12 protein-coding genes are annotated in these 13,860 nt (G+C 44.4%); 5 read left to right on the forward strand and 7 right to left on the reverse strand.

Annotation, left to right across the window (positions count from 1 at the left end; all coding sequences use genetic code 11):
* Positions 1 to 4: 4 nt before the first annotated feature.
* The 3 genes from R7D93_RS08560 (at position 5) to pheT (ending at position 4,779) form a co-directional block, all read left to right on the forward strand.
* Positions 5 to 1,180 (forward strand): hypothetical protein, encoded by a 1,176-nt coding sequence (locus tag R7D93_RS08560; protein WP_213876533.1) that lies wholly within the window; start codon positions 5 to 7, stop codon positions 1,178 to 1,180.
* Between the two features lie 191 nt (positions 1,181 to 1,371).
* The gene (gene pheS, locus R7D93_RS08565; protein WP_005385470.1) at positions 1,372 to 2,355 is read left to right on the forward strand and encodes a phenylalanine--tRNA ligase subunit alpha; all 984 of its coding nucleotides are present in this window, start codon (positions 1,372 to 1,374) and stop codon (positions 2,353 to 2,355) included.
* 18 nt (positions 2,356 to 2,373) lie between these two features.
* Positions 2,374 to 4,779, forward strand: coding sequence for a phenylalanine--tRNA ligase subunit beta (pheT, locus tag R7D93_RS08570; protein ID WP_213876531.1), 2,406 nt, complete (start codon positions 2,374 to 2,376; stop codon positions 4,777 to 4,779).
* 214 nt (positions 4,780 to 4,993) lie between these two features.
* Here pheT and R7D93_RS08575 read toward each other — a convergent pair whose 3' ends face one another.
* Positions 4,994 to 5,875, reverse strand: coding sequence for an AEC family transporter (locus tag R7D93_RS08575; RefSeq protein WP_213876529.1), 882 nt, complete (start codon positions 5,873 to 5,875; stop codon positions 4,994 to 4,996).
* A 534-nt stretch (positions 5,876 to 6,409) separates the two neighbouring features.
* Between R7D93_RS08575 and ihfA the strand changes: the two genes are divergently transcribed.
* A complete protein-coding gene (gene ihfA, locus R7D93_RS08580) occupies positions 6,410 to 6,706 on the forward strand; it encodes an integration host factor subunit alpha (RefSeq protein WP_005377899.1) in 297 nt (98 codons plus the stop codon).
* A gap of 121 nt (positions 6,707 to 6,827) precedes the next feature.
* Here ihfA and R7D93_RS08585 read toward each other — a convergent pair whose 3' ends face one another.
* Positions 6,828 to 7,607, reverse strand: coding sequence for a phosphoribosylglycinamide formyltransferase (locus tag R7D93_RS08585; protein WP_005377897.1), 780 nt, complete (start codon positions 7,605 to 7,607; stop codon positions 6,828 to 6,830).
* A gap of 315 nt (positions 7,608 to 7,922) precedes the next feature.
* Between R7D93_RS08585 and R7D93_RS08590 the strand changes: the two genes are divergently transcribed.
* Positions 7,923 to 8,573 (forward strand): thiopurine S-methyltransferase, encoded by a 651-nt coding sequence (locus R7D93_RS08590; protein ID WP_021707633.1) that lies wholly within the window; start codon positions 7,923 to 7,925, stop codon positions 8,571 to 8,573.
* 72 nt (positions 8,574 to 8,645) lie between these two features.
* Here R7D93_RS08590 and purT read toward each other — a convergent pair whose 3' ends face one another.
* The 5 genes from purT to sbcB all read right to left on the reverse strand — a co-directional run bounded on the left by purT (position 8,646) and on the right by sbcB (position 13,813).
* Positions 8,646 to 9,821, reverse strand: a complete 1,176-nt coding sequence (purT, locus tag R7D93_RS08595; protein ID WP_017633939.1) for a formate-dependent phosphoribosylglycinamide formyltransferase — start codon at positions 9,819 to 9,821, stop codon at positions 8,646 to 8,648.
* Between the two features lie 143 nt (positions 9,822 to 9,964).
* Positions 9,965 to 10,852, reverse strand: coding sequence for a cytidine deaminase (gene cdd / locus R7D93_RS08600; RefSeq protein ID WP_005377892.1), 888 nt, complete (start codon positions 10,850 to 10,852; stop codon positions 9,965 to 9,967).
* Between the two features lie 430 nt (positions 10,853 to 11,282).
* On the reverse strand, positions 11,283 to 11,960 hold the full coding sequence (locus R7D93_RS08605) for an LrgB family protein (protein WP_171344747.1): 678 nt from the start codon (positions 11,958 to 11,960) through the stop codon (positions 11,283 to 11,285).
* A gap of 1 nt (position 11,961) precedes the next feature.
* The gene (locus R7D93_RS08610; RefSeq protein WP_005377887.1) at positions 11,962 to 12,336 is read right to left on the reverse strand and encodes a CidA/LrgA family protein; all 375 of its coding nucleotides are present in this window, start codon (positions 12,334 to 12,336) and stop codon (positions 11,962 to 11,964) included.
* 55 nt (positions 12,337 to 12,391) lie between these two features.
* Positions 12,392 to 13,813 carry an exodeoxyribonuclease I gene (sbcB, locus tag R7D93_RS08615; protein WP_167415153.1) on the reverse strand — a complete coding sequence of 474 codons (1,422 nt, stop codon included), beginning with the start codon at positions 13,811 to 13,813 and terminating at the stop codon, positions 12,392 to 12,394.
* Between the last annotated feature and the right edge of the window lie 47 nt (positions 13,814 to 13,860).

Here is a 13,860-nt window from a genome sequence, read left to right on the forward strand (position 1 = left end):
AAAAATGAAGCGATTAAATGCTGGGTTGTTGCTTAGTGCAGCAGCCTTTTTTTACTCGATGCCTCTGACTGCCGTCGAGCTCGCAGGACAAGTCAATATTGAGCATCGTCAGTTTTTTAAAACGGGCTCTCAGGGTCAGAGCAAAGCGCAAACGTCATTGGTTTTGCAGCCAGAATTTTACTGGGAGATGCAAAATGGTGATGCAAACTTTACTTTCACACCTTTCTATCGTCTGGATGGTCTAGACGATGAGCGAAGTCATGGTGACATACGAGAGGCACTTTATCTGACTTATTGGGATGATTATGAGCTTCGAGTTGGGATTAGTAAGGTCTTTTGGGGAGTGACTGAATCAGCCCATTTAGTTGATGTAGTAAACCAAACAGATGCCATTGAAGCTGTCGATGGTGAAGATAAACTCGGTCAGCCGATGTTACATTTTACCTCTTTCAAAGACTGGGGCACCGTCCACGCAATGTTGTTACCTTACTTTAGGGAACGAACGTTTGCGGGTACAGATGGCCGCTTGCGAACCGAACCCGTTGTCTCTGATGATGCTATCTATGAATCAAGCAGAGAAGAGAAGCACGTAGATGTGGCTTTTCGATATTCGAAAATGCTTGGCGATTGGGACGTAGGCCTAAGCTATTTATATGGAACAAACCGGGATCCTTACTTTCGTTTTGAGTACGGAGAATTAAAGCCTTACTACGCTCTGATGAGTCATGTCGGTCTGGATGTGCAAGGAATCGTTGGCGATTGGTTATGGAAACTGGAAAGTATTTATCGAGATAGTGCTGATAATCATGTCGGTCTTGTGACGGGCTTTGAGTATACCTTCGTCGGTGCATTTGACACGGTTTGGGATGTGGGGGTTATTGGTGAGTACCTCTATGACAGTCGTGGGAACAACGCACAAACTATCGGTCAAAATGATGTGTTTGCAGGTATTCGTTGGGCGCTCAATGATGAGGACGGAACGGAAGTATTGACGGGAATTACGAAGGATTTAGATAACGATGATGTTTACAATGCTAAGTTAGAAGCATCGAGCCGAATATCGAATCACGTTAAGTGGCAAATTGATGCTTGGTTGTTTAAAAATGAAACACCAAATGATTTGCTCTACTTCGCTAGAGATGACGATTTTATCGAGCTATCTATTCAATACTATTTCTAAAACAAAAGGGCACAACTAAACGGCAGATTAACTAAAGATGACATTTTTGACGTTTTTGTGCTCTTTTTATTCAATAACCTCTTCTTTTCGTAATTCAATTTGGCATTGGTGCCCGGTTTGGCTACTATGTACAGCTATCAAAAAACCAATCACTCCCTTATGGACACTACCTACAGGTAGATGAGGAAACGATGCAACATCTAGAAGAGATCATTGCTAGCGCGAGCACTGCAATTGAAGCTGCCGAATCGCTAGTCGCACTTGATGAAGTGCGTGTTCAGTATCTGGGTAAAAAAGGTGAGCTAACTGCTCAACTTCAAAGCCTAGGCAAACTACCACCAGAAGAACGCCGTGAAGCTGGTCAAGAGATCAACAAAGCGAAAGGCGTCGTTCAGCAAGCTATCGCAGCTCGTAAAGATGCACTACAACGTGCTGAGCTTGAAGCGAAACTAGCAGCAGAAACAATCGACGTAACACTACCAGGTCGTCGTATTGAAAACGGTGGTTTACACCCAGTAACTCGTACTGTAGAGCGTATTGAGAAGTTCTTTGGCGAACTTGGTTTTAACACCGAGGCTGGCCCAGAGATCGAAGATGCATTCCACAACTTCGATGCGCTAAACATCGCAGCTGATCACCCAGCGCGTACTGACCACGATACTTTCTTCTTCAACCCAGACTTGATGCTTCGTACTCATACGTCAGGCGTACAGATCCGTACGATGGAAAATGGTAAACCACCATTCCGTTTCATCGCACCAGGCCGTGTATACCGTAACGACTACGACCAAACGCACACGCCAATGTTCCACCAAGTGGAAGGCATGCTGGTTGATGAGAACGTAAACTTTGCTCAGCTGAAAGGCATCCTGCACGATTTCCTATGTAACTTCTTCGAAGAAGAAGTAGAAGTACGTTTCCGTCCATCTTACTTCCCATTCACTGAGCCTTCAGCTGAAGTAGACGTGAAAGGCAAAAACGGTAAATGGTTAGAAGTACTAGGCTGCGGTATGGTTCACCCGAACGTGCTACGTAGCGTAGGTATCGATCCTGAAAAATACTCTGGTTTCGCATTCGGTATGGGTGTTGAGCGTCTAACAATGCTTCGTTACGGCGTGAACGACCTACGTGCGTTCTTCGAGAACGATCTTCGTTTCCTAAAACAGTTCAAGTAATCCAGAGGGTTCATCAACATGAAATTCAGCGAATCATGGCTTCGTGAGTGGGTAAACCCTGCGGTTACTACTGACGAGCTAACTCACCAAATTACAATGGCCGGTCTAGAGGTAGACGACGTTCTTCCTGTTGCAGGTTCTTTTACTGGCGTTAAAGTCGGTCACGTTGTTGAATGTGGTCAACACCCAGATGCAGACAAACTGCGCGTAACTAAAGTTGACGTGGGTGAAGAAGAGCTTCTAGACATTGTTTGTGGCGCACCTAACTGTCGCCAAGGTCTGAAAGTAGCAGTAGCAACAGTTGGTGCTGTTCTTCCTGGTGATTTTAAAATCAAAAAAGCGAAACTACGTGGCCAGCCATCTCACGGCATGCTTTGTTCGTTCACTGAACTAGGTATCGACGTTGAGTCAGACGGCATCATGGAACTAGCAGAAGACGCAGTAATCGGTACTGATTTCCGTGAATTCCTAGGTCTAGACGACGTAACAGTAGACGTAGATCTAACAGCAAACCGCGCTGACTGTTTCAGCATTCGTGGTCTAGCTCGTGAAGTTGGCGTACTAAACCGTGCTGACGTGACTGAGCCATCAGTAGAAGCAGTTGCCCCTTCAATCGACGATAAAGTGTCTATCGAAGTGAAAGCGCCAGCTGCGTGTCCTCGTTACCTAGGTCGTGTTATTAAGAACGTAAATGTTCAAGCTGAAACGCCACTATGGATGCAAGAGAAACTGCGTCGTTGTGGTATTCGCTCTATCGACCCTGTAGTAGACATCACTAACTACGTTCTTCTAGAGCAAGGCCAACCAATGCACGCATTCGATCTAGCGAAGATCGAAGGTGGCATCGTAGTTCGTATGGCAGAGCAAGGTGAGAAGCTAACGCTTCTTGACGGCAACGAAGCAGAACTAAACGCAGATACACTAGTAGTTGCTGACCACAACAAAGCACTTGCAATCGCAGGTATCTTTGGTGGTGAAGAGTCTGGTGTAACAACTGAGACTAAAGACGTTCTACTAGAGTGTGCATTCTTTGCACCTGATCACATCCGTGGTCGCGCTCGTAGCTACGGTCTGCACACTGATTCTTCAATGCGTTTCGAGCGTGGTGTGGATTACGCACTACAAGTGAGCGCAATGGAGCGTGCAACTCAGCTTCTTGTTGAGATCTGTGGCGGTGAAGTAGCACCTGTTGTTGCAGTAGAGTCTGAAGCAGACCTACCTAAGCCAAACAAAGTTGCTCTACGTCGTACTAAGCTAGACAACCTGCTAGGTCACCACATTGCAGATAGCGACGTAGTAGAAATCCTAGAGCGTCTAGGTTTGACGGTTGAAGCTTCAGAAGAAGGTTGGATGGCAGTAGCGCCAACATGGCGTTTCGATATCGCTATCGAGCAAGACCTGATTGAAGAAGTTGGCCGTATCTACGGTTATGACAACATTCCTAACCAACACCCAGCAGCAGCACTTAAGATGCACAACCACGTTGAAGCGGATCTTCCACTGAAACGCGTTCGTGATCTTCTTGTTGACCGTGGTTACCACGAAGCAATTACATACAGCTTCGTTGAGCCTGAGCAACAAAAGCTAGTTGTACCTGGTGTTGAGCCTCTAGTGCTTCCAAACCCAATTTCTGCAGACATGTCAGCAATGCGTCTTGGTCTTATCCAAGGTCTGCTGAACACGGTTGTTCACAACCAGAAGCGTCAACAGCCACGCGTTCGTCTATTCGAATACGGCCTACGTTTCATCCCATGTGAAACTGCAGAAAACGGCATGCGCCAAGAGCCGATGCTTGCAGGTGTTATTGCTGGTACTCGCGGTGAAGAGCACTGGGATATTGAAACTAACACCGTTGATTTCTTCGATCTTAAAGGCGATCTAGAAGCGATTCTAGAGCTATCTGCAAACGAAAAAGCGTACTCTTTCGCTGCACTGTCACCTGAAAGCAAAAAAGCTAACCCAGCACTTCACCCAGGTCAATCTGCGGCAATCATCGTAGATGGCAAAGAAGTGGGCGTGATCGGTACCGTTCACCCTGAGCTTGAGCGTAAGTTCGGTCTAAATGGTCGTACTATCGTATTCGAAATCGAATGGTCTGCAATTAACAGCAAAGTGATCCCAGAAGCGGTAGCACTTTCTAAATTCCCTTCAAACCGTCGTGATATCGCGGTAGTAGTGGATGAAGCTGTTGCATCTGGTGACATTGTTAACGCTTGTCTAGAGCAAGGTGGCGAGTTCCTTAAAGATGCAAAACTGTTCGACGTTTACGTAGGTAAAGGCGTTGAAGAAGGTAAGAAGAGCCTAGCAATCGCTCTGACTCTACAGTCACTTGAGCGTACGCTTGAAGATGCAGATATCGCTGGTGCGGTTGACGCTATCGTTGCTCACGTTTCTGAGAAGTTTGGTGCGTCTCTACGTGACTAATCTCGCGTAACGTATCTTCTTAAGAAATGAAAACCCTGCCAGTTTGGCAGGGTTTTTTTATTTTTAGGATTACCTTATCGTTGTTCAAGTTCCTTACTGCTCGCTCCACCCCTCATTATTTTAAAATACTAGACCAAACTAGGGATGGCCCTTACCCGAGATTAGGAACGTATTGTTTTTAAGCTAATACACGCTAACGATAGCTTATTGGCGGTTAGGCAGCGAGTGAGAGGGTATAGCTAAGCAGAAGAGGCAGCGTAAGAATGCTGAAAAAGTTGCCAAATAGTACCATTGACGCCACCTTCATGGGTTCTATATTCAGTCTTTCCGCAAATAGGTAATTCATGACGGCTGGCGGCAGCATTGTGAAGAGCACCATCATTTGCAATTGCATCGTTGGAAGGGGAATTAACCAATAAATAAGTGCAAAAGCGACAGCACCAGTTGCCAGTGACTGCACGGTACACAACACACCAATCTTTAAACCGTCCAACCGTAAATGACACATTTGTGCCCCCAGAGATAAAAGCATCACGGGTACGGCCGCTTGCCCAAGTAGAGCAGTGGCTTCGTATAAAGGCGCCCATGCACCCACATTTGACACGTTGAGAAACAGAGCCAACGACGCTGCTAAAAAGATTGGCATCTTGACTATTTGCTTAAAAGGGTTGCCATGACTAAGCAGCATTACGCCTAAGCTGATATGCAAGCATGCTGACACGACAAATAAAAGCACTGCTGACGACAGCGCAATTTCTCCAAACGTATAGGTAAACAAAGGAATAGCTAGATTTCCGCTATTCCGAAACATATGTGGTGGCGTCCAGGTTTTAAACGAGAGTGACGTCCATCGACATACCGGGATCATGAGTAGTGCGGGAATTAAAACCGCAACAATTGCCGCCAAAAGAAGCGGCCCCTGATTTGAATCGAGCGGCATGCTAACGAGTGACGAAAATACCAGTGCTGGCGTAAACACCTCAATATTAATGCGGTTTATTGGGCGAAAGTCAGGCTTGATGTAACGACCGACCAAATAGCCAACTCCGACAAGAGCAAAAACAGGGAAAAGAATATTTATGATTTGATTAATCATGGTCGCCTAGAAGCAGTGTAAGAAGCTAATGAGGAAATACACGAACTTCCACATTATCAATCTTTATATATGGCGTCATCGTTAAACAGCGAGAAGCGTGGGTTTAATCAAGCTTTCAAAGCACAGTTGCAAAGTACAGGTGGTCATACCTTTTAATCTAATTGTTACGTATCGAGTTACATACAAATCACTGAATTTACGACAAGTTCTATGTCAAGTGTCTGTTAAATAACCAATATCTGATATTTTTATTAAATAGTGTTTAATGTTGATATTTAAACTACTTTTAGTTTTATAATCTGGATGTTTTTCCTGATAAAGATGAAACAAAAACAAAAATATCAAATTTCTGGCGTTTAACAATAATTTACGTAGTGCTATTCCTTTTGTTCGCCAAGAAAAAAGTTGGCGAAAATCATAAGCTTGTCATACACTTCCTGATGTAACCCCGATATGTTGTTGAATTGGTAGGGTAAAACTGCTCTGGCGCTACACTAACGTAGCATTGTTTAACATAGCTTTGAGGAAAGTTTTATGGCGCTCACAAAAGCCGAACTGGCAGAAAACCTGTTTGATAAATTAGGATTTAGTAAGCGGGACGCCAAGGAAACGGTGGAAGTGTTCTTTGAAGAGATTCGTAAGGCACTGGAAAGTGGCGAACAGGTAAAACTGTCAGGTTTTGGTAACTTTGATCTTCGTGACAAGAATGAACGACCTGGTCGTAACCCGAAAACTGGTGAAGATATTCCAATTACTGCTCGACGTGTAGTGACTTTTCGCCCGGGTCAGAAGTTAAAAGCTCGTGTAGAAAACCTGAAGAAAGTACAGTAAGCCGAATAAATGGATCACGCTAAGGCGTGGTCTTTTTTTGCGTAAAATTCGTGTGCATACAAATGAAAACCACCGCAATGCGGTGGTTTTTCTGTTTATGAGAGACGCTTAATGATATCGGTTACGCCGCTTCTAGATGCGTTGTTAAGTATGGTTGCCATGCTTGTTGGTACAAGTTCTTAGACTGTGTACGCATGTTGCGAATAGAGGCAAGCTCTATTTCGCTTAGCTCACGTTTTTCCAACATCGCTTGACGTTCTAGTTTCTGGATTTTTTCGTATAGGTCGTGTTCGGGACCGCTTTTTACATCTGCGATTGCTTTCAAGTGCAGTTGAACTTCGGCTACTAGGTTTGTTTTTGGTAAACGAACGAGCAAGTTCAAGTCTCTATATCCTGAAGGGCCAGGTTTTTTGAATCGATTTTTTACTTTCACAATCGTTGTTTCACGCTCTAACGTTTCATAAATGGAGACTAAACTCGCGACGTCTTCAGCTACAATCGTTGCACGTGCTAGGTCAGTAATACGTTCAACTTTCCCATCTAACTCTAAAGCTATCTTTTCTTCTGCTCGTTGTTTGGATTTCACGCCTGCGAAGTATGGCTGAGCGTCATTAAGAAGTGCGGTACTTTTACAGATAGTTTCAAGTTCAAATTGCGCTTGGTGAGCTTTGCTGTAAAGAATGTCGAAGTCAGAATATGGCTGAGTTGGTGTGGTGTCGATTGACTGAATGCCATATAAACCGCTAAGGCTGTGTTTAAAAAGTTTCGAACAAACTTCGTTTTGGCTGGTTGAACGATTTTGTTCGCCATTAGGCGCAGGGGTAATTGGAAGTGCGGCAAATGCCGGTGCACGGCTAAGTACTAAAAGCATCAATGCTGTAGTACGAAGAAATAAGCTCATTCACTCTCCTTAACTTGCTTGTACTTAGAAAATAGGGAACATAAAGGTCGCTAAGTTCGGCAAATCAGGTACTAACTTATAAATGGGGCCATTACGAAAGATTCCAAGGTTTCAGTTTTATCTTGAAGTAGAATCGTGCGTTAGATCACCATTTCTCTTTTCTTTATTCTGATTATCAGATAAAGGCGCGTCTCCTATGAGACCGATTACATCCTATCACCGCAGTATTAACCAAAGATGAACGGCATAGACAAATTGAAAAAAAACGTTAGTCTTACCTCTCAAAATGAAAACAGCCGACAAGTAGAAAGTAAAATGAGAGACCAAGAATTTTGGCATAACAAATGGGCCAGCAATCAGATCGGATTTCACTTGGAAGATGTAAACCCGCTATTACCAGTATATTGGAAACATACTAATCCAAAGCGTGAAGATAAAGTGTTAGTTCCTTTATGTGGAAAGTCAGAAGACTTGATTTGGCTAGCGATGAAGCATGATTCGGTTGAAGGCGTTGAGCTAAGCCATATTGCTGTGCGTGCCTTTTTTGCTGAACATTTTTACACGCCAACGGTAACGCCTCTTAATGGCATGCACGAGCTTTATCAATTTGATGAGCTCTCTATTTATACTGGGGACTTTTTCACTGCACCAGTATCTCAAGCCGATATCATTTATGATCGCGCCGCGTTGGTTGCTTTACCGCAAGATATGCGAGAGGAGTATGTAGAGCGTCTCAAGCAACTTTTGAACCCAGGCGGTCGTATTTTGCTTGTTACACTCAACTATCCTCAAGAAGAGATGGCGGGGCCTCCATTTAGCGTGCCGGTCGAAGAGATTGAGCAGTTATTTTCAGGTTACAAAGTTACTTGTTTGAACGTAGATGAAGCTGACGAGAATCATCCTAAAATTGCGAAAAAAGGCTTAAGTCGCTTCTCTGAAGAAGTGTACTTAATCGAGAGTGAATAGGCTCTCTTCGGTTTGGAACACGAAATAGCGCAGCAATTTGAGCTGCGCTGTTTTTGTATGAGTGGTTCGTATTTAATAAATGATATTCACTTTTGAAGCACTTTCAACAGCATCTTGAACGGCTTCTTCGGTGGTTTTTCGTCGCGTAAGGACAACACCTAAACGGCGGCGACCATCGATTTCTGGCTTACCGAATAGACGAACTTGTGTTTGAGGTTGAGCTAAAGCTTTGCTTAGGTTTTCAAAGCGAATGTTTGTGGAAGTCCCTTGTCCAAGAATAACAGCAGACGCAGATGGGCCATATTGCACAATATTATTAATTGGCATTCCGGTAAACGCGCGCACGTGGAGAGCAAACTCAGACATTTCCTGTGAAATCATTGTAACCATACCCGTATCGTGAGGGCGAGGAGAGACCTCATTGAAAATGACTTTATCGCCTTTAACAAATAGCTCTACACCAAAGATGCCGTAGCCACCGAGCGCGTTTACCACTTTCTCAGCCGTGTATTCAGCTGCTTTTACTGCGTTTTCTGACATAGTTTGCGGTTGCCATGATTCGCGGTAGTCGCCATCTTCCTGACGATGACCAATTGGAGCACAGAAATGCACACCGTCAACGGCTCTGATGGTCAATAAAGTGATTTCGTAATCGAAGTCGATAAAACCTTCCACGATAACGCGACCTGCACCCGTACGCCCGCCTTCCTGAGCGTAATCCCATGCTTTTGTAACGTCGTCTTCGGTCTTGATAACACTTTGCCCTTTACCTGAAGAGCTCATCACAGGCTTCACCACGCACGGAATACCCACATGCTCAACCGCGGCTTTGAAGTCTTCAAAGTTATCTGCAAAACGATAAGGTGAAGTCGTCAATTCCAGTTCTTCTGCTGCCAAACGTCGGATACCTTCACGATTCATTGTTAGCCTGGTTGCCTTAGCGGTTGGAACAACATTCAGTCCTTTCTCTTCAAGCTCTACCAGTTTGCCGGTTGCGATGGCTTCAATTTCTGGTACGACGTAAGTAGGTTGTTCCTTCGTAATAACTTCTTCTAAGGCGTTCCCATCTAACATGTCGATAACATAACTACGGTGAGCGACTTGCATCGCTGGAGCATTGGCATAGCGATCACAAGCAATCACTTCTAAACCAAGTCTCTGGCATTCAATGGCGACTTCTTTACCGAGTTCGCCAGAGCCTAAAAGTAATACACGGGTAGCATTTGCGCTAGTTGCAGTGCCAAACATAGTGTTCCCTTACAAAATAGAGTGATGAGACAGAAATTGCAGGAGATCATACTGAAGTTTTATGACAAAGCAAACGTTTGCTTTTGGTTTTTAGGTAATAAAAAAGCTCTACATGTTGTAGAGCTTTTTGTTGAATTTGTCGTTTATACGTTGACAAAACTAAGCGGAATATCTGGATTCAACGCTTCCAACGTTGATTGCGTATCGGCTAAGTGACTGATCTTACCTTCAGAGTTTTCTACCAATGCAGCGGCTTTGATGCTGTCAAAGGTTTCACCCGCAAGTAAAACTTGGATTAGCGCAACTTGTAGCGGTGGCAAGCTAGGATTAAACGCTGCATTTTCTGCATAAGCACCTTGGAATACACGGCCGCTAGTCATCTCTAATGCTAAACCACTCAAGTTGTTGGTGTATGGAGAGTGGCTCATGTTCATCGCTTCAACTGCACTTTGGATGAGTGCGTCTTCATCATCACATGAGAATTGGTGTTTAACTTCTGCCATTAAGCCGGACTCGATACCGAGATCGTTTGGCCCAAAGGCTTCAGGCAGGTATTCATGAAGTGACTTTTCTTCACGTTCTGGGAGCTGGATTTTAAGCTCGTTTGCGGTAGATAACTCATTCATGAACTGGCGGCAGTGACCACATGGGCTGAAGTTGATAGTGATATCCTTAACACCACGTTCGCCTTTCATCCAAGCATGGCTAATCGCAGACTGCTCTGCGTGAACCGTTTGACCCAACTGTACACCAAAGAATTCCATGTTGGCACCGAAGTAAAGGCGACCTGAAAGACCACGAACGATAGCGCCGACATAAAAGTCAGAAAGGGGAGCATAGGAGTACGCTGCGGCAAAAGGAAGTAGCGCAACACGAAGCTCTTTGTCTGATAGACCGGTAGCTGAAAGCAACTGCTCAAATTGTTGAACTGAAAGCGTAGCATCAAAATCATCAGCTTGGATGATAGGAGCAAGTTGTTTGGAAAGTGCTTCTGGAGCGCCTGCTAGCGCCTGTTCAATGCGACTTTTCATGTTGAATCCTTGTTATTGCATGGACAGTTATTCTATGTGAAAGATAGAAATGTTCCGTGCGTCAGATCACGATAAATAATGCAATTGATAATTCTGTTACATAATTAGAGTGAGCTCACACATGTATTCGATTGCACAGGTGTGAAGCGTTATCTCCGTCTCACAATTAACCATATCAGTATATATTCATATGACCAAGGAGCAGGAGTATGTTACTAACGCGACTTTTACCGCTATGCTACTTTATACCCACGTAATCTAGAGCGAGTGGTAGCACCTAGAATGCTAATGCTATGAATGTATATCTCGATCAAGTCCCTTCACGGTATTACTGGGTGAGGTTGCTAGATAAGATAGGATTTTGAAAGGGATAAGTAAGAAATGGAAAGGCTACGGCCTGCCGGAAGGAGGGCAGACCGAGAGCGCTTAACTATTGATATAGCCAGACCGCCAAAGCAAAAAAACTTGGAGCCAAAATAGAAGTTATGATCCCACATAAAACCAATGCGAGTGATGAGAACGCGGCATCTATGGGCTGTTTCTCTGCACAAGTAGCGGTGCCTAAGGCATGAGAGACTGTACCCATTGTCAGACCACGTGCAATCGGGTGTTTAATTCCAATCAAATTGTAAATTGGGTATGCCAAAATTGCGCCCAATAAACCGACAATCAGAACCAAGATCGCTGCAACGGCGGCTTCACCACCAAGGTGACTCGATATTTCCATCGCTATTGGTGTCGTGACGGATTTACCCACTAGACTCGCGATTAAACTGATATCCGCTTTGAAAGCGACTGCGATCAAGGTGGTTGTCATCATCGACATCACACTGCCTACTGTGCAAGCGAAAGTGATGATTCGCCAGTTTGCTTTAATTTGTGGTAGTTGTTCATATAGTGGATAAGCCAGAGCAACTACAGCAGGTTGAAGCAAAAAGCTAATTCCTTCGTTATCCGCATAATACTTTTCAAATGGCACATTTAAGTAAGTAAGCAAAGGAATGAGCACTGCGATACTGATCAGCAAAGGGTTTGCTAGAGGATTGTTCACTTTGATTGCGATTTGGCGAGCGATAAGAAAAACCGCAATGGTAACAACTAACCACATATCAGTGTTTCTCCTGTAGCAAGTAATCCAGCAGCCAAGCGAGGCTGACCAATACAATGAGTGAACCGCCAACCGCGCTAGCGATGATAGGGAGCGCATTGGCGAGTAGTAGATCGAAATGCTGCATTAATCCGACGCTGATAGGAACGAACAATAAGATCATATAGCGTATAAATAGCGTGGCGCCCGGTTTGACCCAGTCGACTTTTACAAGCCCAAGAGTCATGGAGAAAAACAGTACGAGCATACCGATGACACTTCCTGGAACGGAAACGCCAGTGAACTTTTGAATGGTAATTCCGATGCCAAGTGCTCCCATGATGAGGAAGATTGAAATGAGCAGTTGGATCAGTTGTAAGAATCGTTCTTTAATCATTTTGACAGTATATAAACAACAAGCACACCATAAGGTGCGCTTGTATTAGGAGGAGTTAGGAAGCTAAGCTCTCTACATAACGGTACACGGATTTTAATATCGCAATCTTCTTTTCGTCACTTTCATGTTCGTGAACTAAGTTTTCTAAATTCAGCATGTACTCTTCAATTTGGCTTTCAAACACTTCTCGACAGTGTAGTGCCCAGCGTCTTTGTTCTTGCTCGTCTAATGTGCCTGGGAAGTTACGCGCACGATAGCGGAACAATAGAGGTTTAATGCGCTTGTCATCAAATTCAATGTCTAATGCAGCAAGATTATTCGGATCGGTTTCGCGAATGATATCCATAGCTGCGCGATCGGCTGGAGAAAAGAACCCGTCGTAAAGTTGTGTATCGACGTCATCACTTTTATCGAATTTGCGCTCGACTGAAAAGAGGCTAATCAGCTTTTCTCTAATTTCAGGATGTTGGCGCAACAAAGCGAGATTGGCGAGACATTGTTGGCGATCAATGCCAATAGACTCTGCATTTTCAGCCGTTAACGTTTTTGCAGGGGCGAGAATAGGGCATTTGTTCAAATGAACTAGTTTAACTGGCACTGGTAGCAATTCACCAAGATCTTCGCGCTTCGTGTAGAGTCTTTCGTGCAGCTCTTCTGCGGATAGCTCAAGAATAGGTTGAGGGTCTTTCGCTAAATCGATGGTGATAACGGCGTTATTATTGGTTGGATGCCAAGCAACAGGCACAATCCAGCTAGTGTACTGGCATTCGCGCCCTAGCATGCCTGAAACGTGCATCAACGGTGTCATGTTGACGATGTCGACTAAATCATTGAGCTTGCGCTTTTGGCGCATAGAAAAAAAGTAATCAAACAATTTTGGTTGCGCTGCTTTTACTTTCTTTGCCATTTCGATAGTCGCAACCACATCTGCCATGGCATCGTGCGCGTTACTATGTTCTATGCCGTTAGCCACGGACAAATGTTCTAATTTAAAGCTAGTGAAGCCATCTTCGTTTTCTGGCCATTCTACGCCTTCTGGGCGAAGGGCATGGCACGCGCGTAGTACATCGAGTAAATCCCAACGTGAGTTACCGTTTTGCCAACTCCATGCGTATGGATCGATAAAGTTGCGATAACAAGTATAACGGGTCACTTCGTCATCAAAGCGAATGCTGTTGTAGCCTAAACTGGTGGTATTTGGTCTCGCGAGTTCAGCGTGAATCTTAGCGATAAACTCTGGCTCAGAAAGGCCTTCTTGAACCGTTTTTTGCGGAGTAATACCAGTAATAAGTGCAGCTTCAGGAGACGGAAGATAATCAGCCGGTGGTTGACAGTACATGACTAAAGGCTCGCCGATGATATTAAAGTTTTCATCTGTACGAACACCAGCAAACTGGCTTGGGCGATCTTTCGCGGGGTTGGTTCCCCATGTCTCATAATCAAAGAAGAAAAAAGTGGGCTGATTATCTTGGTGCATTCTGCTTACCGTTTACAAAACCGATGACAGTATTAGACCATTCAACG

It is taken from the genome of Vibrio sp. YT-15 (assembly GCF_033337445.1).
Taxonomy (GTDB): domain Bacteria; phylum Pseudomonadota; class Gammaproteobacteria; order Enterobacterales; family Vibrionaceae; genus Vibrio; species Vibrio alginolyticus.